Origin of the sequence: Paenibacillus sp. FSL R5-0636 (genome assembly GCF_037974255.1) — a bacterium.
Classification (GTDB): domain Bacteria; phylum Bacillota; class Bacilli; order Paenibacillales; family Paenibacillaceae; genus Paenibacillus_AQ; species Paenibacillus_AQ odorifer.
Genome location: NZ_CP150232.1, coordinates 6,082,566 through 6,103,804 on the forward strand (window position 1 = coordinate 6,082,566; position 21,239 = coordinate 6,103,804).

Genomic DNA, 21,239 nt, shown 5'->3' on the forward strand with positions numbered 1-21,239 from the left:
GAACCCTACAGCTATAAGGTTTTCCAGGCCCGTGCATCTTATAGTGATTACTACAATACATAAAGATCATCTATGCCTTATCGCGCTTTTTCCTCTCAAAACAAAGCCCAAGCTAATGATTATATACGGAATAACAGACCCCTGTTAAAGTTTCAATGAAACGATTACAAGGAGGATATCTGCATGTCGCAATCATCTTTTAAAAAAGAAACTATGGGTAGCCGGCTGTTTACTATTGTAAATACCACACTGCTTACACTCATTGCCCTAGCCTGTCTTTTACCCTTTGTCAATGTGTTTGCCAGTTCCTTTGCTTCAACACAGGAGGTAGTAGAAAAAAGCTTCATCCTGTTCCCGACGACATTCTCTTTGGATGCTTACCGTTATATACTGTCAACGCCTACTATCTTTAAAGGGCTTGGCGTATCCATCGGTGTAACCTTAGTGGGTACAGTTGTTAGTATGGTTCTTACCTCTTTAATGGCTTATGGATTATCTAGAAAATATCTGTACGGAAGAGATTTTATCAATTTCGTAATCGTGTTCTCCATGCTCTTCAGCGGAGGGATGATCCCTACTTTCCTGGTAGTTAAATATTTCGGGTTAATCGATTCCTACTGGTCCATGATCATGCCTGTTGCGATCAATGCTTTTAACCTGATCATTATGCGCAACTTCTTCCAGGCGCTGCCGGAAGGGCTAGAGGAATCAGCCAAGATTGACGGCTCTAATGATTTTGGTGTATTTTTCAAAATCATGCTTCCGCTGGCGATGCCATCTATCGCGACCCTCTCCTTGTTCTACGGGGTAGCTTACTGGAATACTTATATGAGTGCAGTTTTATATATGACGGACTCCACAAAGTGGCCTATACAAGTCCTGCTGCGCCAAATTGTTATCGTCGCCAGCGGGATGCAGGGAGATAATGCTTCTGTTGATATTATCCCACCTGCTCAAACCATCAAGATGGCGGTTATCGTAGTCGCAACCGTTCCAATGCTGCTCGCCTATCCTTTCGTACAAAAACACTTCACCAAAGGAGCCCTGCTGGGTTCTGTAAAAGGCTAAAACATTGCAGCTATACAAAACAGCCAGCCCCGGTCTCCCGGGGCTGGCTGTTTGTGTTCAGCGCCTTACTTCTCCTGTTTCTGGGTTCGGTATGCACCTGGTGTTACATGTTCTTTTTTACGGAAGGATCGAATAAAGTTCTGCGGATTATGGTACTGCAGCCTTTCAGCAATTTCTTTAATGGTCATATCCGTTTCTACAAGCCACTTCTTAGCCATTTCCAGGCGATAGTTCATTAGATATTCGCTAAACGTCATCCCGTACTCTTTTTTGAAAATACTGCTTAAATAGTTCGGACTGTAATGAAGGCGATCACCGATTAATTCTAACGTTAAGTCCTGATCAAATTCTGAGCGGACAATCACCGCAATTTTATCAGATAAAAGGCGGAACTGACGGTCTGTCTTCTCCTTAACGCTGGTCACCATCGGATGAATAACTTCTTTGACCAAAATGCGTTCGATCTCTTCCGGATTACGGATGTCTAACAATCGGTGGTACAACGTAGAATTGTCCTCTGTCAGCAGAACCTCTACACCCAGCAGCTGCTCCAGCTGAATCAGATTGTTGACGAAACGTATTAATGTGACTTCGAAATTCAAAGGATTCTTACTGTGCTTCATCATTTCCCCGAGTAATGGATACAGAGAACAGGAGACTTGTTCTTCATCTCCAATCCGAATCGCGTCAAATAACTGGGACTCAAACTCAGACGGATAATGCAGTAGAACTGGACCCGAGATTACCTTCGATATATCCTCATAGAAAATGATGGACTCTTTGCCCAGATTTAAACGATGGTGCAGCGCCTGCTTACTCATCTCACAAGCTTCCTTACTAAATAATAAATTATCGTAAAAATTGCTTATTCCAACACTAACGGATAGTTTCAGGATTTCTCTAGCTGTTCGAATAATTGTCTTCGCATAGTCCAGTGCTATTCTCCGGTTCTCCTGTTCATTCGCTCCCTCAAAAATCAGGATGGTCGCTTGTGTACGGTCATTTAATAGGATAGGAATCATCCGCTTCTCCTGCGGAATCAGCTCTTCCACCAGTTTGTTGACCGCCACAAGCAGAAGGTCCTTGTCGCTAGCCTGCCGTTCCCCATAGTTATCCAGCTGTATCAGCAGCGTTGCATACACCGAATTCTGTGACAGCTCATAACCGAAACGAGGCAAACCTTGATTCAGCTCTTCTTGAGATATCCGGCTACGAAATAGATTTAGAATAAACTGAGTTTCCAACTTAGGCATCTCAGACTCAATAAGACCCTCTAGGCTTTCTTTCTCCGATAAGATGGTATCAATCGAATTAATAATCCAGTCTACCTCATTCTTGGGCTCTAGCTCTGCATTGGCAGGTAATAATCGGCGCTGAATCTGCCGGAATGGCTTGGTGAAATACAAAGAGATAACGTAAGCGACTACCGCAATCAACAATGTAATAAGCAGTACCATCATCACAATCCCGAATCGGGTTGTCTTTAGTGCATCTGAAATTTCTGATTTATCCAAAAGAGTTACGTAAATCCAATTATTATAAGAAGATTTAGCATAAATAGCTTTTATCGATTGGTGATCAGCCCGCTCCATGGCAATCGTCCCCAATTGCCCCCCGCCTCCGGCAACATTAGTAATATGGCTAAGCTGATTACTAGTCAGCAGGGACTTCCCGGTTTCCGACTCATATAAAAGCTCACCCTCCCGGTTAAGAATAAACACCGGTGTGTTTCCTTCGGTCTGAAGGGTGCTCTGCAAGGTCTGAAGTGATATATCAGATAAGGCAATCGCCTGTTTGGTCTGTGAGAATACCGGCAGGGTATTTACAAAGCGGATGCCTTTATCCGTCTTAACCCAAAATAAACCCCGGCTACGGTTATTGATATAGCTCTCATAAAGTGTCCTGCTCTCTTCTTCCGTTAAATGTGAAAGCTTCCCATTAGAAATCTGCCATTTCTGCTCCAAACTGATTAGAGAATAATTAACAAAATCCATCCCCATACTGGCAATGTAGTTAAGCTGGGAATTAATCTCGCGATACTCCTCAAAATCCTGCTCCGTGATCGGATTCTGCACAACCTCTCTGAAGGAACTGGTGGTACTGTAAGTATTAAAAGCGTATTCGATGGTCTGAATTTTCTGTTCCAGAGTGTTTTTAATTTGGGTAATTAAACTCTGTTTATCATCCGCTACTCTCTCATTTACCGAATTAATCGTTGTCAGATAAATATAGCCACCGAAGCTAATAACCAGGCCAATCCCCAGCACTAGAATAGGAACAAAAATCTTGTAGAATATCCTGCCTTTTTTCATGATAGACTCCTTAAGCATGTAATTATTTTCAATTATAGCGCTTCCAATAGGTTAAACCAAATGTTTTAAATGTGTATAATCGCAACCCTATTTTTATTAAAAATAGAAAACAAAAAAACAAGGCAAAAAACGCTTCATCAAGCCCAGTGCTCAATGAAGGTTTTTTGCCTTATATTATAATGCCTTTATTCCCTATCCTTATATTTCAATCTCTTCCGTTGAATCCGAAAGACCACCACTCTGCACGCCATTGTTATTGGCTACCGCAAGAACATATACTTTATATTTAACACCCTTAACAATTAATGCACCATTAACATCTCTTCTCGAGGCTACAATTGTAGGATTCGTTCCGTTAGGCGTTATCGACGTATAATACGAGGATTTCACCTCAATTGCTTCCGCTGATCCAAAACCTTGTTTGGACGGAACCACCAGGATTCGATATTCCGAAATGTTAGACTCGTTAGAGGAACGGTTGAAACTTACTAGTATTTTACCCTCATCCACACTGTACGTTACATTAGTGACAGAGGTTACCGGCAGCTTAGTGGATAAAGTGATGGCATTCGACTCTGAGGACAACACATTAGTGCCTGAGTACTTGCCGCTGCCAATCGTTAACACATACACTCTGTAACTGATTCCACTCTTTATTAAATTTCCGTTTACGTCTCTGGCTGAAGAATCCAAGACTTGACTGGTGTTATTTCCTGAAGTGCCTACCGCAGTGTAATTGGAGCTCGAAACAGCATTCGCCTGGGTTAAACTAAAGCTGCTGTAATAGGAAGTAGGAACAATCAGGATTCGATACTGGCTGATGTACGTTTCATCCGTGGCATGGTTAAAGGATACTTTTAAATCCCGGCCGTCTTCGTAATCATTAACGTCCCTTACATCCAAGCTCGAAATAGGAGTCAATCTGTAATCTACATTCAACGTAATTAACTGTGAACCAGAAGAAAGAATATTGCTGCCCGAGTAATTCCCGCTTCCGACCGTTAACACGTACACTCTGTAATTGATTCCACTCTTTATCAGGTTACCGCGCACGTCCCTTGATGACGAGGTTAACACTTGATTGGTGCTGGATCCTGTTGTGCTCACTGCTGTGTAGTTGGAACTGTACACATTATTGGCGTCAGATAAACTGAAGCTGTTGTAATAGGAAGTAGGTACAACCAGGATTCGATACTGGCTAATATACGTTTCATTCGTAGCGTGGTCAAAGGATACTCTTAAATCCCGGCCATCATCATAGTCATTTACGTCGCTTACATCCAAATTGTAGACAGCACTCACATTGTAGTCCACAGCCAACGTAATTAATGTTGAATCCGTTGAGAGAATGTTGGTGCCCAAATTCTTCCCGCTTCCAATCGTTAACACATACACTCTGTAAGGTGTTCCATTCTTAATCAAATTCCCACGCACGTCTCTTGCAGATGAGGCTAACACTTGACTGGTGCTAGATCCTGTTGTGCTCACCGTTGTGTAGTAAGAGCTGGAGACATTATTCGCCTCAGATAAACTAAAGTTGTTGGAATAAGCTGTAGGCACAACTAGAATCCGGTACTGGCTAATATACGTTTCATCTGTAGCGTGGTTAAAGGATACTTTTAAATCCCGGCCATCTCCAAAGTCACTAACGTCGCTTACACTTAAATTAGAAACATTGACCGAGGACAGCGTAATCGCAGATGAAGCAGCAGACAATAAATTATTGGCTGTATTACTGCCACTATCTACCCCCATAACAAACACACGGTAACCAACTCCCGTCTTAATGAGGGCACCATCCACATCCCTCGCTCCAGACGATAAGATCTGGGTAATATTGGAGCCTGTTTTGTTGACCTGTGTGTAATTTGAACTGCTAACAGCATTTGCTGCCGCCAAATTAAAAGAAGAATAATTAGTAGCTTTGACTACAAATATCCGGTAAGAACTCACCTTGGATTCATCCGATACCTTATTAAAACTTACGGCTAAATCGCGGCCATCACTATAATCGCTCACATCACTTACTTGTACATTACTTGGGGCAACGACTACAGTATTAGTGTTAAGTGATATAGTCGCAGAACTATACGAAAGAGCGCTGGTATTATTGCCTTTACCCACTGCGAAAACATAAGCTACATAGGTCTGATTACCTTTAATGAGATCACCATCAACATCCCTTGAATTTGCGGTCATTCTAATCGTAGGATTAGTGCCTCTAGCTAAAACAGTAGAATAATTGGCGGATGTAACCTTTTGTGCAGATGAGATATTAAAAGTGCTCCAAGCCTTTACAATCATTACCCGGTAATGATCCACAAGAGCTTCATTAGAAGATTGGGTGAAGCTGACCTGAAGATCACGGCCGTCACCGTTATCACTTACATCCTTCAACTGTACATTCGATGCCGGATTTACAGTTCCAGTTTTACCGCCGGAAGTCGTTATGGTCACTACTTTGGTGCTTGGGTTCCAACCCACATCATGACCCAGTGCCTCACTGACAAACCGTGTAGGAACCATCGTTCTCCCTTTCAAATTCTGACCAGGCACATCTAGAGTTACAGCTTTATTGTTAATCGTGGCTGTCTTTGAGCCAATCTTTAACATAATCGTTGTATCATCTTTAGTTGCTGTTACAGTTTGTGTTTTCTGATTCCACTTGATAGAGGCATTAAAGGCTTCAAAAATTGCCCGTAAGGGTACCATTGTCCGTCCATTCACCATCACCGGTGCTTGATCTGTGGACAATCGAACCCCGTCAATAAAAATACTGATGGGCGCAGTAGCAGCTTTCACTGAAGATTGAAACATCATCGGCAAAACTAATAAGCCCACTAAAATAGAAATCCATAACTTCTTCACAGATTCACCCTCCTGGAATGACGAATACATTTTTTCCCTACCCCTTTGACGCTCATACTAGGATAAAAGTTTCACGCTTTATGGTTACAATATTTTAATCTGGAACCCGTTCCTTTCATCCGCCACAAACCGCTCTGTAAAAAGAAAAAGAAAGCGCAGTTTGCGCTCTCCTTTTGGTTATTCGTTGATACTTTTATCCACATTTTTCTTCGGAATTCCATCCAATCCGTACTCCCAATCATAAGCATCAAAAATTTTTCTCGCTACAGGTGCTGCACTACTAGATCCAAATCCGCCTTCAGGAATAACTACAGCTACAGCAAGTTTTGGATTTTCACGTGGTGCAAAAGCTATAAACACTCCGTTATCACGGTTTATGTTTTTACTATCCGTCTGTTGTGAAGTCCCTGTTTTACGTGCAAAATCATAGGGGAAATCACCGAAGGCACTTTTAACGTCACTGTTCATCCCTTTCTTTATCTCCCGCCAATAGGATTTATCGAAAGTAGTCACTTCATCAAGCACTTCCCGTTTGAATTCTTTGATAACTTTACCTTTGGAGTCCGTGATCTTGCTTACTAGCTGTGGTTTGATTCGTTGCCCTTCATTGGCTAGTGTAGCCGCATATTGCGCCAACTGTAGAACGGTATAACGTCCCTGCTGCCCAAAAGAAGCATAAACAAGTGCCGACTGAACTGAACCCGCTTTAGCTTCAGCTTTATAATTTAAATCACCCAAGTATTCCCTTGGTAAACCTATCCCTGTTGGAACACCCAGACCGAATTCTTTCATATATGTGTCCCATACCCCAATGCCCTTAGACTTGTATTTTTCGTACAATTTTTTCCCGATCATATCAACCATATATACGTTTGAAGATTTTTCAATGGCTGTATAAGGGTACAAAGAGCCGTATACATGATTGGATGAGTTCCTTACATTCGTCTCATGTCCTTCTCTACCAAATGAGGTGATCCCCTTATCTTGATAAGTAGAAGAAGTACTTATAAAGCCCTCTTTTAAGCCAATTAACACACTCAATGGTTTTATAGTCGAACCGAGCAGCACGGTAGATTCAAAATTATGCCCTGATCTTCCCGATGAGTATGGAGTTATCGTTCCATTTTGGTAATGCTTTTCAATTTTTTTATACACCTCTGGAGAGATCGAACCCGTAGCCCAGTTGTTGGTATCATAGTCAGGCATGCTTGCCATAGCAATAACATTACCTGTATCCACTTCCATGGCTACAGCGTAACCTGTTAAAGCATCAGGATGTGTTTCTCCCTGAACGGTGTGTGAATGCAACCACTGAATCTGATCTTTAATGGCTTCTTCGGTCTTTAGCTGAATTTTTTTATTAAGGGTAGTCCAGATAGTGCTTCCTTTGACCGGGGGTTCAATACTGACAATTTTTTCTGCCATATTCTGCGGATCTACGGAAACTTCCTTATAACCATTCTGTCCCCGAAGCTCCTTCTGGTATTGCAGCTCCAAGCCATCAAAGCCTACTAGCTCATCCTCTTTATAGTTAAGTCCAGGGTTCTGGTTATTTTTCATCGCCTGAAGTACATCCTTATAAAGATCTAAACTAGTAGAGGATTTGAAAAATTTCACGTAGCCAACAGCTTGTACAGCCACCGTATCGGTATCATAATGCCTGCTGCTTTCCTCTATCACTTCAAGGTTTGGATATTCGTTTTTGTGTTCTAAAAAATAAGCGATTTCTTTCTTAGTTAAACCTGATTTAATTCTTCGCGCTACATAACCAGAGAGTTTTTTTGAATATAAATCCATAGACTCAAGGATCTCTTCTGTGGTTAGTTTTTTCTCATTAGGATCACCATAAGTTTCGAAGGCTTCTGCTAACTTGCTGGCGAGTGCCTTTGATTTATTATTTGCCTCAGCAGTTAAGGTAACTTTTTTCGTAGTTTTATCTGTTTTTGTTGCGGTATATTCCTTATCCAAAGTAAGGTACAAAGATTGAACGGGCGTTGAGTATGCCAATTTCTCACCATCAGCAGCGAGGATATTCCCTCTCAGTGCCGATAATGCCACTATTTTCGTATCCCGGTTAGCCTCAGCTTCAGATAACGTAGGTCCTTCGACAAATTGCAAGACCGCAAGGCGTAGGATAATCACACAAAAAATAATAAAAGTGCTAAAGAAAAAAATATTGATTCTTAATTCGCCAGAGTTGTTAATAGTTTTGCTTCCGTCTTGTACACTTTTTCTGTCGAAAAGCCTCACATAATCCCACTCCTTATTTCCAAAATTCTACAGCATAAGATTAAAGTATAAACTAGCAAACGAAAATATACAAAATTAAGAATAATAGTTAAATAATTGTTCACAAATCGATAATATCCAATTAAAAAAGCAGCTTTCCCCAGTATGGGAGAATCGCTGCTTTTTGTTTATGGGCGTTGGTGGCCTGCACCAATAAATTGTCATCATTCGCCGAGGCTTAAGGACTCAGATGACGTTATATGCGGATTTTTAGCCTTTGGAGCTTGGTTTCGGACTCCAGTGACGTTACTCCTTAGGAAGAGGGGCAAATTAAGCACTTTTCATGCCAATTGCGACTATGCGGTCCGTTGTCACTTCAAATGCGAGATAAAGCTGCGTTTAAGGTCAGCTGTGTCCGATAGCTGTAGCGTAAGCGAAAATCTTAATCGAATGAAACGAAGTTTGAGGTGTTCTAGATGGAGTAAGCTCAAATTAATCAGGGGGTGCCCCAGCAGCTATTTTTACAGCTGATGGGACACCCCCTGATTTTTCCATAGCAAAATCTACACTTTTCTAACCTGTGACCGGTACATTAAAAACAAGAAATACGGAGCCCCAATCAGCATAATAATAAGGCCTGAAGGGATTTCTTTCGGCGCCATTATGGTTCTTCCGAGCGTATCGGCAATAACGAGCATCAAGCCGCCAAGTAACCCTGACAAAACAATGGATCGTCTCGTATGATGACCAATCATCATCCGCACCGCATGCGGCGCCATGAGTCCAAGGAACCCTATTGTTCCTACACTTGCAACGGCTCCCGCTGCAAGCAAAACACCGATAATCATAGCCCAAAGCCGCGTTCCTCGAACCGGCAAGCCCAATCCTGTTGAACTCTCGTCGCCAAATGCCAACAAATCGCATTTCCGTCCCAAATAGTATGCAATCGGTACAAGTACAAGCAGGAATACAAATAGGATGTAAAATTGATTCCAGCTTCGTCCATAAGTCGAACCGGTTAACCAAATTAAGGAGCTACTGCTCCATAAACTTCCTTTGACGATCATAACCTGGATTCCCGCAGAGGCAATAGCCGAGACTGCGATTCCAAGCAAGATCAGAACCGATGGATTCAAGGACCTGCGCCAGGCCATAAAAAAGACAAAAGCAGCAGCCAGTGCCCCACCCACGATTGCGGCAAGCGGAACTGCAAATACCGTCAATGCTGGCCAAACGGTCATTACGGCCAAAGCACCAAAGCCAGCCCCTGAGGTCACACCAATAATAGAAGCATCTGCCAGTGGATTTCGAACAGCACTCTGAATCAATACACCACTGATTGCAAGTGCGATCCCTCCTGCAGCCGCTACGAGTGTACGGGGAAGCCGTAAATTCAGCAGGACGGAATAGGATTGATCCCCCCTATGGAACAGGCTGCTTAGCAATTCACTGATCGGTATTTTTGTTCCCCCAAACGATAAGCTTACGAGGATAATAACAATGAGCAGCACGGTCATAACTATAGCCGTCGGCACAAAGCGCAGACGCAGCCCCGCCCCACCGATGCTCATCGATGATTGGCCAGAGCCTGAGCCCGATATATTTTTCATCTTGGTGAGTACCAGCCAAATGAGCCACGGGGCTCCAATAATCGCCATAACTGCACCAACAGGCATTTCACCCACACTGCTTCGCACTACACGCGCAAGCGTATCCGCTGCCGTGATGAGCAGTGCTCCCCACAATGCGCTTGCAGGAATGAGCAGGCGATGTTTGCGGATCCCGCTAAGCCGGACAAGATGGGGAGCCACTAAGCCGACGAAGCCAATCGGTCCAACCACGCTGACTACAACCGCAGCCATTAATACCGATAGGCCAAGACCCGTCGCCCGAATTAGCCCTACTCGCTGTCCAAGTGAACGGGCAGTTGACTCATCGAGCTCCAGCGCATCAAATTGTCTGCCGGCAAATATCGCTGCCAATAGCAGCACTACGACAAAAGGCCAGGCATATATAACACCGTCCCAATCCAACTGGATTAGGGAACCAGAACCCCATAAAAACAGATTTTGTGTTTCAGTTCTTTTAAAAATATGTATGGCCGATGTAAACGCTCCGAGCACCATGGAGACGATCATACCTGATAAAGCCAGCCGAACAGGTGTGGCTGCCTTGCCTCCACTCAGTAAATAAGCGGCTAAAGCAGCAAGCAGTCCCCCTGCAACTGCCAGCAAAAATGGGAATTCATGCTGCAAAGCAGGAAAAGCTACCATACCAAGAACGACCATAAAGTATGCCCCGGCATTAATCCCAAGTGTATCTGAGGAAGCAAGCGGGTTTTTCGTTATAGTTTGCAATAATGCGCCAGCCACAGCCAGAGCAGCCCCGGCCAGCAGACCAATAACTGTACGTGGCATGCGGATACCCCAGAGCAGATTATGTTCCATTATATCTTGGCGATTCAGCAAGCCATCTATTACAGTAGCTGCAGGGATCTTGGCTTCCCCAAAGCCTAAACTTAAAACGAACAGAATGAAGAGGACGGCAAAGCCGCCCCCAAATATTCCAATGATCCGCCAGTTCATTCCGATAGAGGCTTCTTTGCTACTCTTTTCGTTCATAACCGCACTCATTTCGTTAATGTATTTACAACTTCATCCACGATAACTTTGGAGGAGATCGGACCGCCGAACACCCAAGTAGTACTGCTCAATCCGAAGGTGCGATTCTCTTTTACAAAGTTAAGGCCATTCCAAACGGAATTATCCTTCAGTTCTTTCGTGAAAATATTATCATCCTCTTGGACGATGTAGATCAGATTTGTATCCTGAACCGCAGGTAATGCTTCAACTGTAGAGGTGCTGAATCCGTAAACCTCGAAATTTTCGGGTTTCCAGTCGTTTTTCAGACCGATCCGATCCAAAGTTTGTACCGCAAGTGAATTATCTGTAAAAAGACGCATCGTTGCTGCATTCTGGTAGCTGTATGCTTGTGTCAGTACATAGTTCAAGCCTTCCTTACCTGCATCAGCCAGCTTTGCTTTTGCGTCTGTATAATGTGCATCCAAATCAGCAAGAACCTTATCGGCTTCTGCAGTTTTGCCTACTGCCGCTGCAATCGTTTTGAAAGTATCTTCCATCAGCGTGTACTGATTGCCTTCTCCTTCATTCGGATACAAGCCGAAAATCAGTGTTGGAGCGATACTTTTAAGTTGATCATAAATTCCTTCGTGCCCACCCGTATTGGCAATAATCAGATCAGGCTTTAATGAAGCAATCGTCTCCAGATCTGGCTCGTCACGGGAACCAACATCAGTCACATTTGCATCAAGCGGTGCTTCAGAAGTCACATACAGCTTATAGTTTTCGTTATCTGCATTACCTACTGGCTGCACTCCCAGTGCAATAACATCCTCCGTAAAGGTCCATTCCAATACCACAACTCTTTGCGCAGGTTTGTCCAGCGTAATCTCACCTTTAGAATCCTTTAATACAATAGGACCGCTTGTAGATTCACTGCCCGCGTTTTCAGCAGCTGGTTTATCAGTTGCTCCCGCGTTCGATGTTGAACTGTTCTTTTGGTTAGTACCACAACCTGATACGACCAATATAATAGCAATAACCATAAATAAACTAATTAACCTTTTGTGCATTTGCTTTATCCCCCTGGATTCAACGTTCGAAGTTGATTCCATGATAACTGTTATCAATCTATTGATAATGATTATCACAGAAAACATATTAGTAATCTTATACGCGATTCTCCCGAAAGTCAAAGTTAAAATTTAATGCTTAACCGTCCCTACTCCATGATCTGGTTTGTAATTCTTTCAATGTGTATGGTCAGATACAGCATTTCATCATTTGTTAACTCACGATTGTATGTTTTATCAATATAGATTTTAATTTTCTCAACGCTTGCGAAAGCTTCCTTATACTGCTCCTTTACCAAAATAAATAAGCCATTCTCATTATCAGGAGGTGGAGTACCGTTGATGAGACGTTGTGCAAAAAATTTCAAATGAGTGATAAAACGGTAATAAGCAAGGGACTCCTCATCGTACTCTAGCCTGAAATGGCGCTTCACGATATTTAGGATGTCGTTCATGATCTTGGTGATATTCACCATGTTAGGCATCTCTTCATTTAGTTCAGCATTCACCAGATGGAGAGCAATATGTCCAGCCTCATCTTCGGGAAGTCTGACTCCGAGCTTGGAATGTATAATTTGAAGCGCAGCTTTCCCAACCTCATATTCTTCTTTATAGAATCTTTTGATTTCCCAAAGCATGGCGTTTTTAATCTTCATCCCTTTTGAGAATCTCTCCAGCGCAAAACTGATATGATCTGTCAGACTAACATAAATACTGTCATCCAGCATTTTACCGAGCTGCAGTTTGGCGAAGTTGATAATCTCTTCTGAGAGCTCCATGTGCTCGATTGGAATCTCAGAAAGCAGCGTTTTTAGCTTATCTGAAAGTTTTTGATTGCTTAAAGTGAATATCTTTTCAATTTTATCTTCTTCTAAAAAGTCTCCACGTTTTTTCTTAAAGGCCAGTCCTCTTCCCATGACTACTAGTTCAAAATTTTGGTCATCTATGACAGTAACAACATTGTTGTTTAACACTTTTTCGATCCGCATATTACAGCTCCTTACCTTTTCATTTTACAAAGCTAGCTCTTTTTTTATAGTATTCTATAATAAAAAATCGATCTCTAAGTAGCAGTACTAAGAGATCGATTCCATTCATACCTTATGACTCTTCAATAGATCACACTACAACAGTCAGCAGATCTTCACCCGGTGTAATAGCTGTTTTATTGGTACCAATCACATCACTATAATTAGCCGTATTGGTAATAATTATCGGCGTTGTGCATTGATAACCTTCATTTTTTATTTGTTCAAAATCAAATTCAATCAATAGGTCACCCTGTGTAACTGTTGCTCCTTCTTGCACCTTCACATCAAAGTATTTACCTTTTAGCTTCACGGTTTCTATACCGATATGAATCAGGACCTCAACACCCTCATCCGATACTACCGCAATACAATGACCTGTTCTGAAAATAGTGGATACAACTCCACTTACCGGTGAATAAAGCTTGCCTTCTGTGGGTTCAATTGCAATCCCCTTGCCCATTGCTTCAGAAGCAAAGGCAGCATCATCTACTGAGGTTAAAGGGATTACATTACCAGCCAGAGGGCTTACAACGGTTGAACTTTTCACGGCGTGAGAAAGGATAACCTCGCTTTTTTCAGTATTCGTTTTTTCTTCTACAATATTCACTTTCTTTTTATCTTCATAACCAAATACCATGGTAATTACCATAGCCAATACAATGGTCACACCTGCTATAATCGCTTGAACGGCCAGCGGAGAGAATGCGGGAAGACTTAATACGCTCACAAATGCGAATACTTCCATCTTCACTTTGAAAAGACCACTAAGTGCTCCACCTACACCGCCCGCAATAGTTACATAAATGAAAGTCCGTTTGTAACGAGTCAGCAATCCGTAAATAATAGGTTCTGTCACACCTGAAAGCGCGCCTGGTATAAATGTACTGCCGGCCAATGTTTTCAACTGTTTGTCTTTTGTTTTCAGGAAGATCCCCAACGCTACACCCAGCTGAGCGAAGATGGCCATGCCGGCCATTGCATATATCGGATCTCCACCCTTAGCAATGTTCTCAAGAATAATTGGCACAAGTCCCCAGTGCAATCCGAGGACAGTCAAATATGTCCAAGCTATTCCCACAATTGCCCCTGTAACAATACCGCTTTTCGTACTAAGGAACAAAATAGCGTCTCCAATTAAATTCCCTACATTCACGCCAAACGGTCCGAACGCTAAAATAGTTAACGGTACAATCACAATCAAACATATCATAGGGACTAAGAACATCTGCAAATCCTTGTGTATAAACTTTCTTAGCTGCTTATCCAATAAAGCGTATATACAGATGGCAATAAAAATCGGAAACACGCTTGATGAATAGTCCGAAATTACTAAAGGAATACCTAAAAAATGTGGAGATTCAACACTTGCTAATCCCGTAATATTAGGCTCAAGTAAGGCCGCGCCGATACTACCACCCACATAAGCATTCACGCCCAGCCTAATCGATAACGTAATCCCTAAGAAAATGGGTAGAAAATAAAACACGGCATTACTAGCGCCCGCTAATACTTTATAAGTTTCGCTATCCGCACTTAGAACATGTAACGAAGCCAGTACAGTTAATAGCGCTTTCAACATACCCGCACCTGCTAAAGCACCAATCAGAGGCGAGAAGCTTCTGGAAATAACATCAAAAATCAGAGTCCCTATGGGTTTCTTTACCTTGTTCTCGCCAGAGTCACTGTTAGGGGATATGGATTTGGCAATTTCTTTATACACATCAGCAACATGGGTACCCACTATAACTTGAAACTGTCCCCCTTTGCTAACTACCCCAATAATCCCTTTCATTTTCTCCAAATTTTCTTTATCAGCTTTTTGCTCATCGTTAAGTGTGAATCTTAGTCGCGTGGCACAATGAATCACATTGTTAATATTCTTCTCCCCACCGACAGATTGGATAATGTCTTTACTTAGCTGTTCATAACTCATTTTTATACACCCCTTTGTAACAGATCAATTAATCACGGATATCAGGGAACACAAAAAAACCTAAATCACATCTATGTACGAGAGAGATTATCCCCGTAAACATAAATGAAACTTAGGTTTTGCCTGCTATGCAGTAGCAATCCTGATATCCGATTAATTTATTATTTACAAATTAACATGTTCAATTAATGATGTCAACAATAAACCAGGGTCTGTATAATATTGGATAACAAAAAAAGAGCCCTGATAGATCAAGAATATCTTGATTATCAGGACTCTTTTTATTAGAACAGGCTTTGTCCGTTCGATTCGATTACTTCTTTGTACCAGTGGAAGGACTTCTTACGGTATCTCTCCAGTGTACCTGAACCATCATCATGACGATCTACATAAATGAAGCCATAACGTTTCTTCAGCTCGGCGCTTGTTGCGCTAACCAAGTCGATGCAGCCCCAGCTCGTATACCCCATAACTTCCACGCCATCGGCAATAGCTTCTGCTACTTGAACCAAATGATCTCGCAAATAATTGATCCGGTAATCGTCGTTTACTATCTTCTCACCGTTCCCGTCTACAACCAGCTGATCGACGGCGCCAAGGCCATTTTCCACGATAAATAGCGGTTTTTGGTATCGGTCATAGAACATATTCATCACATAACGCAAGCCCTGCGGATCGATCTGCCAACCCCATTCGCTCGCTTCCAGATATGGATTCGCTACCCCGCCCAGCAGATTTCCTTCTCCTCTGATCTGTTTCTCCGGATCGGCCGTTTCACATGTGCTCATATAGTAACTGAAAGATATGAAATCCACGGTATGCCTCAGAATTTCTTCGTCCCCTGGCTCAAAATGAATGTGGATTCCATTTTCCTTAAAGAACCGTTTCATATATCCTGGATAGTAACCTCTGCTATGAACATCCGCGAAAAACATATTTTTGTGATCGCTTTGCATCGCCTTGATCAAATCGTCCGGATGCGGAGTGAGCGGATAAATTGGCATGCTCAGCACCATACAGCCTATTTTGAAATCAGGATTGATCTCATGACCGATCTTCACCGCCAAAGCACTTGCAATGAACTCATGGTGAATGGCCTGATACAGATCCTGCTTACTCAATTTCTCCAATGGAGTATTGATTCCGCCACTCATAAATGGGAACTCTAGGATAGAATTGATCTCGTTGAAGGTCAGCCAGTATTTAACCTTATTCTTGTAACGATTAAAGATCGTTCTCACATATCGCTCGTAAAAATCCACCATCTTACGGTTAACCCATCCATCATACTCTCGTGCCAAATGCAGCGGGGTCTCATAATGGGAGATAGTAACTAGCGGCTCAATGCCGTATTTATGACACTCATCAAATAGATCATCGTAGAACTGCAAGCCTTGTTCATTCGGCTCCGGCTCGTCCCCTTTCGGAAAAATCCGGGACCAGGCAATAGACGTCCGGAATACTTTAAAGCCCATTTCCGCAAACAGCTTAATATCTTCTTTATACCGGTGATAGAAATCGATACCAATCAACTTCATGTTATCGTCGGTAGGAACTTCTGTAGGCGCAGACTTAATGCCATGCGGCATGACATCTTGAGTAGACCAGCCTTTGCCATCATCCTGATATGCCCCTTCAAGCTGGTTAGCGGCTACAGCCCCACCCCATAGGAATCCTTCTGGAAATTGTAAGTTCATATTTCTTCCCGCCTTTGCTATTGTGATAGTATAGGTTTACTGCTCTAATCCGAATCCTAAACCTTGGAACGCGTTACATGTCAAGGATTAATCTTGCAAAGGAGATAAGCCGATGTCCACACTTGACGAAATTGCTAAGCTGTCGGGCTTTTCCAAAGCTACGGTATCCCGAGTCCTGAACGATTCTCCCCATGTCAGCAAGGAAACTAGGGAGAAAATTCTCGCCATTATGAAAGAGACGGACTATGTTCCCAATCGGAATGCCATATCTTTATCCAAAGGCCAAACCCAGCAAATCGGCATGATTACCTTAGACCTAAACGAGCTTATTTTGTGCTTCATGAACAGCTTCGTCGAAATCTCCGGCCGTTACGGGTATCAGACGATTATTTATACCACCGGCGGAGATAAGCAAAAGGAACTTCAGGCTTTCGAGGATCTCAAACAGAAAAGAGTCGACGCCCTGCTTATTCTGACCGCTGTTAACGATAAAAATGTCATAACTTCCTACTGCAAATACGGCCCGATTGTGTCCTGGCAACGCATGGACCATCCTGAAATACCGTCAGTTGCCATGAACCAATATGACGGATATGCACTCGCTCTAGAGCATTTGATAGAGCGGGGTTATACGCGTATCGCTAATGCTTTTGGCCGCCCAAGCAGCATAAATACCCAGAGTAGACGACTAGCTTATGAGCAAATCATGGCCAAATATAATCTTCCCATCGTTGAGAAATGGTATTACTCCACGATTTATGGAATCCCTGACGGAGAGCAATTGGTGCGAACCCTAATAGGACAACCAGATCAGCCGGATGCCATTCTGTGCTCCAATGATTTGGTGGCGGTGGGCGTTCTGAGCGAAGCACGTAGACAGCAGCTGGATGTGCCCCGTGATCTAGCCATCATTGGTTTTGATAATTCGGAGCTGTCACAGACACTCGGAATTACCACTGTTCGGAATCCGATTGCGGGACAGGCGGAGAACGCCTTTCTTCTGCTGGCTCCAACCCTGCTTGGATTAGATATGGAGCTGCAGCCCCTATCGTTCCAACTGATCGAACGGGAGACAACATAGGTTGCCCATTCCCAGAAGATTACGACTGTACATTCCATAAAAAAATAATAAAATTGTATTGAAAATTATGATGAAGATGGGTGTTTTTTATGACAAATAATAAATTGAATCCTAGGGTTGATAAATTCTTAAGTAAAGCGAAACAATGGAGGGAAGAATATGAGCAGTTGAGAACGATCGTGCTTGATTGCGGGCTGACCGAAGATTATAAGTGGATGCATCCATGTTACACATTTGATGATAAAAACATAGTATTAATTCATGGATTTAAAGAATATTGTGCACTTCTCTTTCACAAAGGTGCCTTGTTACAGGATCCCAATGGGATTCTAATTCAACAAACAGAAAATGTGCAGGCAGCGCGCCAAATTCGGTTTACGAATGTGCAACAAATCGTTGAAATGGAAGCTGTTCTGAAAGCCTACATTCAAAATGCCATAGAAGTTGAAAAAGCGGGTTTGGAAGTCGAATTAAAAAAGAAAGAGGATTACCTCATTCCTGAAGAGCTTCAGACTAAATTCGCTGAACTTCCTGGCTTAAAAACTGCTTTTGAAGCCTTAACGCCTGGACGGCAAAACGCATATATTTATCATTTTTCTCAAGCCAAACAATCCAAAACCCGCGTATCACGAATTGAAAAATTCATCCCGCAAATCCTTGAGGGTAAGGGATTAAATGATTAGCGTTGCTGACAATGAGTCAATTAAGCCTTAAGGTTTATTGGCTCTTTTTTTATTTTGTCTTCTTTTAACTGCTTGTAATAATCCTCAACAAAGGCCTTGAACTTTTTAGCGACATTAGTCATGTATCGGTTGGTATACCATGAGATTTCAATGGTGCGGGTACTTATGGGTTCTTCAATGGGAAGAAGTACCACTGAGGATCCTTGAGAACCACCCCAAGTTACAGCGGGGATAAAAGAAACCCCTAGTCCCGAACGGACTAGACTGCGTACCATCGAAGGCTCATCGCATTCATAAATGATACGCGGAGCAAATCCGGCGGCGTGACATAGAGAATCCGTCGTTTCGCGCAGCTGCTTGCCTATTTTCAAACTGATAAAACCATCTTCCGCGAGTTCAATCAGACGTACACTTTTGCGGGTAGCGAGCCTGTGCTCATTAGGAACCGCCAGCATGATTTCTTCCGTTAATACCGGTGTGGACGCTGTTCCTGGAATCTTGAGCGGAGTAGAAGAAATACACAAATCAAAAGCCGGATAACGTGAGATCTCCTGATCCTGCTGCAATAGCTTAAATTGAGCTTCCGGGTACTTCTGACGAAATAATGTGATCATATCCGGAAGCAAATAGGAACCCGCCTGGATAAAAATCACCACAGTTCCTGTCGGTCTCTCAGACAAGTCCAATAGCTCTGTTTTCCCCTCCTCTAACGTTTGTAGGGCTGAATCAACTTTCACAAGAAACCGCTTCCCATATTCATTTAATCGAATGTATTTTCCTGTGCGATCAAACAATTTGACGTTTAATTCGCCCTCAAGATTTTTGATCATTTTACTTATAGCCGGCTGTGAGATTTGGAGTATTTCGGCTGCCCGGGTCATATTCTCAAGCTTTGCAACCGTTTGAAAGTACCGAAGCGAAAGTAAATCCAACGAAACCACCCTCTTCTATAACCTTAGAGTTATGTATTTTATATATAATAATATATTTTTCATCATCATAGCAGAACACTATAATAAAGAGAATTAAAAATACATAAGAATCTGCAGGAGAAAGGGGAACTATAAATGAGCACACGAGAACCAATGGAAGAAATTATTACAATCTCCAGCGGTCAGCTTAAGGGCATACGTCTGCCAGAACTTGGGGCGATCGCATGGTTAGGAATTCCTTATGCGGAACCCCCTATAGATAAGCTCAGATGGAAGGCACCACGTGAGATAGAACCTTGGACAGGTGTATTGCCTGCAAGCCATTTTAATAATAGCAGTGTCCAATTCATTCAAGGGGACCCTGGCGGCAGTGAAGATTGCCTCTTTTTGAATATTTGGCGACCGGATCATGCCGAGGCAGGCTTACCCGTATTCGTCTTCCTCCACGGCGGCGGAAATATTGGGGGTTCGGGACGGGATTTTCAAGGTGGAGAATTGGCGTGTAAGACAAATAGTATAGTGGTTACAGTGAACTACCGTTTAGGACCAATGGGATTTTTCCGGCATCCCTCACTCCGAACCGGGGACCCCTTGGATGACTCGGGAAATTACGGTCTCCTCGATGTTCTTCATGCGCTAAAATGGCTGCACAAAAACATTATTTGCTTTGGGGCGAATCCAGGAAATATAACATTAGGGGGCCAGTCTGCAGGTGCAAGAAATGCATTAGCTGCTTACCTTTCTCCGCTAGGCAGAGGGCTCTTCCATAAGCTTTTTATTATGAGTGGAGGTTTAACGACGGCTGCTACGAAGCAAAGCGAAGAAAAAGCAGACGACATTTTAACGGAGTTATTAATAAAAACAGGAATAGCCAGCACTCAAGATGAGGCAAGAGAATGGATTTCCACACAATCTGCGGATAAGATTTCCGACTTCCTATATCGTCAGAATGCCTTTCACTTTGTCGAAATCATTCGTGAGACGGGGCTTCAGATGGCTGCTTTTCCCCATTTGATCGAAGATGGCACGGTCATTCCTATTGGTGGCTTCGACAATCTAAATAACCGCGATCACCCTTCCCTGCCGATCATCCTTGGGAGCACTGCCAGCGAATTCTCCGAGTTCACTTTAGGGGATACTCATTTCTTCTCCCTAGTGCAAAAGGAAGAGTTAGCCGGAAATATGGAAGAAAAGAAGCTCTATGAAGCAGCAGTCCAATATGGGAGCGATCTGTATGCAGAATTTAATGTAGAGCAGACTACAGAGATATTATTAAGTGCGATCCCGGAGATGCCCATCTATGCTTACCGGTTCGCCTGGGGATTAAGAGACGGAGTGATCGATCCTTACATCCGTTTTCTTATTGGTGCCCCGCATGGTGCAGACATCCCCTTCTATACAGGTGACTTTTCCGGTGTCCAGGAAAGATTCCCTGCGGGAGTAATTTCCGAGCATAACGAGCCTGGGCGTAACATGCTTTCTTCCCTAATGAGGGACTATTTACGGCATTTCTTATATACCGGTAATCCTAATGCTGAGGGACAACCTACTTGGCAACGATACACCCCTAATCCCCGGTCTGCGGAAATTCTCTGGTTAGATGCTAGCCTGGATCAAACTATTGTTCAATCCGTCTGCAAACTTGTAAAAAAAGATATCCTGTCCCAAATGGACAATGATCCCCGTTTAGCAGCAGAACAGCGCATTTGGCTAAAAAACAATTTATTTGCGGGACGTTTTTTCTGGTAAGATA

At 42.9% G+C, this 21,239-nt stretch carries 13 protein-coding genes; 4 read left to right on the forward strand and 9 right to left on the reverse strand.

The genetic code is table 11. The features are described from left to right. Positions 1–183: 183 nt before the first annotated feature. On the forward strand, positions 184–1,068 hold the full coding sequence (locus MKX34_RS27735; protein ID WP_036685426.1) for a carbohydrate ABC transporter permease: 885 nt from the start codon (positions 184–186) through the stop codon (positions 1,066–1,068). Positions 1,069–1,133: 65 nt separating this feature from the next. Here the strand turns inward: MKX34_RS27735 and MKX34_RS27740 are convergent, their stop codons facing one another. From MKX34_RS27740 to ascB, 8 genes are all read right to left on the reverse strand, one after another. Beyond that, complete coding sequence (locus MKX34_RS27740; RefSeq protein WP_038573249.1) at positions 1,134–3,380, reverse strand: helix-turn-helix domain-containing protein; 2,247 nt, start codon at positions 3,378–3,380, stop codon at positions 1,134–1,136. A gap of 198 nt (positions 3,381–3,578) precedes the next feature. Then, complete coding sequence (locus MKX34_RS27745) at positions 3,579–6,248, reverse strand: copper amine oxidase N-terminal domain-containing protein (protein WP_076223506.1); 2,670 nt, start codon at positions 6,246–6,248, stop codon at positions 3,579–3,581. Positions 6,249–6,425: 177 nt separating this feature from the next. Then, positions 6,426–8,453 (reverse strand): penicillin-binding transpeptidase domain-containing protein, encoded by a 2,028-nt coding sequence (locus MKX34_RS27750; RefSeq protein WP_254924551.1) that lies wholly within the window; start codon positions 8,451–8,453, stop codon positions 6,426–6,428. 587 nt (positions 8,454–9,040) lie between these two features. After that, on the reverse strand, positions 9,041–11,098 hold the full coding sequence (locus tag MKX34_RS27755; protein ID WP_076104898.1) for an iron ABC transporter permease: 2,058 nt from the start codon (positions 11,096–11,098) through the stop codon (positions 9,041–9,043). Between the two features lie 8 nt (positions 11,099–11,106). Further along, the gene (locus MKX34_RS27760) at positions 11,107–12,129 is read right to left on the reverse strand and encodes an iron-siderophore ABC transporter substrate-binding protein (RefSeq protein WP_076104875.1); all 1,023 of its coding nucleotides are present in this window, start codon (positions 12,127–12,129) and stop codon (positions 11,107–11,109) included. 149 nt (positions 12,130–12,278) lie between these two features. Further along, positions 12,279–13,118: a PRD domain-containing protein gene (locus MKX34_RS27765; protein ID WP_076104874.1), complete on the reverse strand. Its 840-nt coding sequence runs from the start codon at positions 13,116–13,118 to the stop codon at positions 12,279–12,281. A gap of 130 nt (positions 13,119–13,248) precedes the next feature. Beyond that, positions 13,249–15,093 carry a beta-glucoside-specific PTS transporter subunit IIABC gene (locus MKX34_RS27770; RefSeq protein ID WP_076104873.1) on the reverse strand — a complete coding sequence of 615 codons (1,845 nt, stop codon included), beginning with the start codon at positions 15,091–15,093 and terminating at the stop codon, positions 13,249–13,251. Between the two features lie 284 nt (positions 15,094–15,377). Next, entirely contained in the window at positions 15,378–16,790 is a 1,413-nt protein-coding gene (gene ascB / locus MKX34_RS27775) for a 6-phospho-beta-glucosidase (RefSeq protein WP_076296425.1), read from the reverse strand. Between the two features lie 112 nt (positions 16,791–16,902). Between ascB and MKX34_RS27780 the strand changes: the two genes are divergently transcribed. Next, positions 16,903–17,871 (forward strand): LacI family DNA-binding transcriptional regulator, encoded by a 969-nt coding sequence (locus MKX34_RS27780; RefSeq protein WP_036685445.1) that lies wholly within the window; start codon positions 16,903–16,905, stop codon positions 17,869–17,871. An 89-nt stretch (positions 17,872–17,960) separates the two neighbouring features. Further along, positions 17,961–18,554: a YdeI family protein gene (locus MKX34_RS27785; RefSeq protein ID WP_036685448.1), complete on the forward strand. Its 594-nt coding sequence runs from the start codon at positions 17,961–17,963 to the stop codon at positions 18,552–18,554. Positions 18,555–18,574: 20 nt separating this feature from the next. Here MKX34_RS27785 and MKX34_RS27790 read toward each other — a convergent pair whose 3' ends face one another. Beyond that, complete coding sequence (locus MKX34_RS27790; protein WP_076296424.1) at positions 18,575–19,486, reverse strand: LysR family transcriptional regulator; 912 nt, start codon at positions 19,484–19,486, stop codon at positions 18,575–18,577. Positions 19,487–19,621: 135 nt separating this feature from the next. Between MKX34_RS27790 and MKX34_RS27795 the strand changes: the two genes are divergently transcribed. Further along, entirely contained in the window at positions 19,622–21,235 is a 1,614-nt protein-coding gene (locus MKX34_RS27795) for a carboxylesterase family protein (RefSeq protein WP_076296423.1), read from the forward strand. Positions 21,236–21,239: the final 4 nt, after the last annotated feature.

Excerpts from the sequence above, each read along its gene's own strand:
- MKX34_RS27735 (WP_036685426.1), top strand. The coding sequence starts at position 184 with ATGTCGCAATCATCTTTTAAAAAAGAAACTATGGGTAGCCGGCTGTTT.
- MKX34_RS27740 (WP_038573249.1), bottom strand. The coding sequence starts at position 3,380 with ATGAAAAAAGGCAGGATATTCTACAAGATTTTTGTTCCTATTCTAGTG.
- MKX34_RS27755 (WP_076104898.1), bottom strand. The coding sequence starts at position 11,098 with ATGAACGAAAAGAGTAGCAAAGAAGCCTCTATCGGAATGAACTGGCGG.
- MKX34_RS27760 (WP_076104875.1), bottom strand. The coding sequence starts at position 12,129 with ATGCACAAAAGGTTAATTAGTTTATTTATGGTTATTGCTATTATATTG.
- MKX34_RS27765 (WP_076104874.1), bottom strand. The coding sequence starts at position 13,118 with ATGCGGATCGAAAAAGTGTTAAACAACAATGTTGTTACTGTCATAGAT.
- MKX34_RS27770 (WP_076104873.1), bottom strand. The coding sequence starts at position 15,093 with ATGAGTTATGAACAGCTAAGTAAAGACATTATCCAATCTGTCGGTGGG.
- ascB (WP_076296425.1), bottom strand. The coding sequence starts at position 16,790 with ATGAACTTACAATTTCCAGAAGGATTCCTATGGGGTGGGGCTGTAGCC.
- MKX34_RS27780 (WP_036685445.1), top strand. The coding sequence starts at position 16,903 with ATGTCCACACTTGACGAAATTGCTAAGCTGTCGGGCTTTTCCAAAGCT.
- MKX34_RS27785 (WP_036685448.1), top strand. The coding sequence starts at position 17,961 with ATGACAAATAATAAATTGAATCCTAGGGTTGATAAATTCTTAAGTAAA.
- MKX34_RS27795 (WP_076296423.1), top strand. The coding sequence starts at position 19,622 with ATGAGCACACGAGAACCAATGGAAGAAATTATTACAATCTCCAGCGGT.